2 protein-coding genes and 2 pseudogenes are annotated in these 3702 nt (G+C 58.0%); 3 read left to right on the top strand and 1 reads right to left on the bottom strand.

Going from position 1 to position 3702, the window contains the following annotated elements; genetic code table 11:
• From RAC79_RS25450 to RAC79_RS25440, 3 genes and pseudogenes are all read left to right on the top strand, one after another.
• Nucleotides 1-163 (top strand): annotated as a pseudogene (locus tag RAC79_RS25450) (IS6 family transposase); the annotation flags it as partial.
• A 347-nt stretch (nt 164-510) separates the two neighbouring features.
• A complete protein-coding gene (locus tag RAC79_RS25445) occupies nt 511-2160 on the top strand; it encodes a tannase/feruloyl esterase family alpha/beta hydrolase (protein WP_374997685.1) in 1650 nt (549 codons plus the stop codon).
• 43 nt (nt 2161-2203) lie between these two features.
• A complete protein-coding gene (locus tag RAC79_RS25440; RefSeq protein ID WP_220331348.1) occupies nt 2204-3331 on the top strand; it encodes a serine hydrolase in 1128 nt (375 codons plus the stop codon).
• A 208-nt stretch (nt 3332-3539) separates the two neighbouring features.
• On the opposite strand, the pseudogene RAC79_RS25435 reads toward RAC79_RS25440, so the two are convergent.
• Nucleotides 3540-3702 (bottom strand): annotated as a pseudogene (locus tag RAC79_RS25435) (IS6 family transposase); the annotation flags it as partial.

Genomic DNA, 3702 nt, shown 5'->3' with positions numbered 1-3702 from the left:
GCTTCAAGTCAGCTCGACATCTCCAGCGTTTCGTCTCCTTCATGACCCGGTCGCCAATCTCTTCCACATTCCACGCCACGATATCCCGTCCCACCATCACTGTGAACTGAGAACCGCAGCCATGCAAATGTGGAGTGAGGTCGCGCGAGTGCAAGCTGCGTGAGAGGAAACGGCGCTTACCAATCTTCGCCGTAGCCCTTTAACTTTACGGTGCCCTGCCCAACGCATGTATTTATCCCGATCACTTAGAGATTAGGTAAGCAGCCTCGCCTTCTGCAGTTGACAACGTACAAGCGCACAACACCCATTTTCTCGGCATGGATATGGCGATGCTGCGTTACGCTTACAATCGATGTGGTTGGGCGCGAAAGCCGTGACTGATGCGAATATTGAAATAATAGATCTGATATTTGCATTTAACCTCGATGTCTGGTGAGCTTAGCGTCAGGCGGGATGTTCGGGAGAGGGCATCGCTACTGGTGGCTACGCCGGTCAGGCAGGGAGGAAATCATGCCGCTTCTTTTGAGAGCGCTATCGCCGCTGGCGGTGGCGCTGAGTGTCTTATACGCTTCAACATCGCCTGCATTCGCGCAGGCGGGCGACGCCGCCATGCGGTGTGCGGAGTTGAATTCATTTACATTATCTGCAAATGCAATCACCTTGCCAACGTCTGGCGCCAGGGTGACATCAGCGACTTTCGTGGCGTCCGACGATACGGCCAATCAGAAAGGTGAATTTTGCAGAGTTTTGGGCGAAACATCACCCGTCGATCCTCAAGCGCCTAAGATATTATGGCAGGTCAATCTGCCCACCAGCTGGAACGGAAAGCTGCTGCAGTATGGCGGTGGCGGATATAATGGCAGCATTCCGCCGACTACCGAAAAGACGACGCTCGGCCTCGACGTGGTGCCGACCCCGCTTGAGCAAGGTTATGTCACTTTCGGAAGCGATTCGGGCCATCAGGCACCGAATGCTGATGATGCCTCTTTCGGAAAAAATGACGAGGCCATGCTGAACTATGGATACATGCACATCAGAAAGACTCTCGATGTGGCAAAGGCACTCGTCGAAAGACGTTACGCCAAACCAATCAGGAGGGTCTATTACCAAGGCGGCTCCACAGGTGGCAGAGAAGGATTGACGGCGGCATCCCGCTGGCCGGATGCCTATGATGGCATTTTGACGAATTATCCCACCGCCAACTTCGTCGGTCTTAGGCTCTGGGGCGCAGGACTTGCCCGTGCCATCTATGACGACAAATCTGCAGGATGGATCCCTCCAAAGCTGGTCGAAACGATTGCAAAGGATGCCATTGCCAGCTGCGACGCGTTGGACGGCGCGAAGGACGGGCTCATCAGCGATGCGTCCGGCTGCCGCAAGCAATCGGCCGCACTGGTTGAAAAGCTTGCCTGCAAGGCGGGCGAAAGCGGCAATCCGGAAAACTGCCTCACGAACGCCCAGATCGACCGGACCCTCAAGATCTATCACGATGGGTATGCCCTGCCGTACCCGCTGGCGAACGGAATTGACAGCTACCCCGGCTATAACAGCCTCGAAGGCATCCTGATGCAGCTCGGATCGGAGCCGCAGATGCGCAATCCGCCGGTTTCGGGGCCGAACGCTCATCATTCCAGCCGCGCGTTCGAATTCCTCCAGAACTTCGTCGCGCGTGGCCAGCCGCTCGACCTTCTGTCCTTCGACACTCGCGATCCCGGCAAGTTCAAGGACCGTATTGTCGAACTGTCCGGCATCATTGGCGCGCCCCAGACAGACTGGTCAGCCTTTGCCGACAAGGGTGGCAAGATCATCTGGCTGCAGGGCACCGACGACCCAAGCGTGAGCCCCTACGGCAACGCCAAACTTTACGAGGCCATCGTGGCTAAGATGGGTCGTGAGAAAGCGGCTGCCTTCCTCCGCTTCTATCTTGTGCCGGGTCTCGCCCACGGCGGCGGACGGTTCTCACCCGCATGGGACAACCTGACCGCTCTCGACAACTGGGTGGAAAACGGGGTTCCGCCAGTCAATCCGATTGTCATGGATGCCACCAAATCTGATACGCGCGGACGCACACGGCCTCTTTGCGAGTACCCCTCCTGGCCGAAATATAAGGGCACAGGCGACATGTCCCAAGCCGCCAGTTTTACTTGCGCCCGCGATTGACGCCATGAGCGCGACCCAGACTCTCATTTCACGAAAGAACGTTATGACCCAAAACTTCAAACTATCGCGACGCTCCATGCTTGCCGTTTCCGCAGCCGCTCCAGCGGCCCTCACCAGCCTTCTTGCACCTCGCGCCTCTGCCGCAGCCGATCCCACTTGCCCTGCCCCACCCCAGGGCGAGCCTTGGACAATCGGCAAGGATATCTCGGCGTCCGGCTGGTCGGCTGAAAAACTCGCGAAGATGGAAGAGAAGCTCTACCCGATGGCAACGACGTCGATGGCGATCGTCCACAAGGGCGAGATCGTCTATCGCTACGGCAACATCTCGGACGTCAATTATCTTGCCTCCGCTCGCAAGAGCGTGCTTTCGATGCTGTTCGGCAAATATGTTGGGGAAGGCAAGATCGATCTCGACATGACGATCGGCGAGATCGGCATCGAGGAAGACGGCGGTCTTCTTCCGCTCGAAAAGACGGCAAAGGTCAAGGATCTTCTGGTTTCCAGTTCCGGCGTCTATCATCCGGCCGGAAGCCCGGGAGGAAATGAGAACACGCCGGAGCGAGGGAAAACCCGACCGGGCTCGACCTTTCTCTACAACAACTGGGACTTCAATGTGTTGGGCGCGATCTTCGAGAGGCGCACCGGCCGCAAGATATTCGAAGCGTTGCAGACCGATCTGGCGGAGCCGCTGGGCTTCCAGGATTATGATATCGGCCGACAGCGGATGATGGGTTACGAAAACCAGTCGCGCTATCTGGCCTATCACCTTTTCCTTTCGGCGCGTGACATGGCGAAGCTCGGTCAGTTGATGCTCCAGAAGGGGAAATGGGGCGGCAAGACGATCCTGCCCGAAGCCTGGGCAAGCGAGAGCACGAAAATGCATGTCACCCCGGAACGGACCAAGAGCAAGGAGGGTCTCGGTTATGGCTATCTGTGGTGGATCCCTACGTCGACGACCCCCGCGTTCGAAGGCTCGTATCTTATGAACGGCAATTTCGGGCAGTTCGTTCTGTGCATGCCGGCTATCGACACCGTGATCGTCCACCGCCGCGCGGTGACCGACGAATTCGCGGTCGCGCGCAATCTCGGCAAAACCAACTACGAACCCACAAAGGTCAATGTCGCGGAGTTTCTGCAGATCGCGGAAATGGCGACTGCCGCGCTGAGCTAAGCCGCAGCGCCACCTGGAGCGCGCGCGAAGGCCCTGGTTGTATTCGCAGGCGCTCCGCCTTCTTTGAGAGCAGCGCGGCGGCGGCCTGTCCGCAATCCAGCGCGCGCCCCTCGGCGACTACGCCAGGAACGTCCGGGACATGCCGCCGCCGGATGTCGCCGAGGCACCGTAAAGTTAAAGGGCTGCGGCCAAGAAGCGCCGTTTCCTCTCACGCAGCTTGCACTCGCGCGACCTCACTCCACATTTGCATGGCTGCGGTTCTCAGTTCACGGTGATGGTGGGACGGGATATCGTGGCGTGGAATGTGGAAGAGATTGGCGATCGGATCATGAAGGAGACGAAACGCTGGAGATATCGAGCTGACTTGAAGT

Source organism: Agrobacterium sp. LR_9, assembly GCF_041954855.1.
Taxonomy (GTDB): Bacteria; Pseudomonadota; Alphaproteobacteria; order Rhizobiales; family Rhizobiaceae; genus Agrobacterium; species Agrobacterium leguminum.
Note: the sequence above shows the minus strand (reverse complement) of the source record. Positions and strands in the feature narration are given on the sequence as shown.

Excerpts from the sequence above, each read along its gene's own strand:
- RAC79_RS25445 (WP_374997685.1), top strand. The coding sequence starts at position 511 with ATGCCGCTTCTTTTGAGAGCGCTATCGCCGCTGGCGGTGGCGCTGAGT.
- RAC79_RS25440 (WP_220331348.1), top strand. The coding sequence starts at position 2,204 with ATGACCCAAAACTTCAAACTATCGCGACGCTCCATGCTTGCCGTTTCC.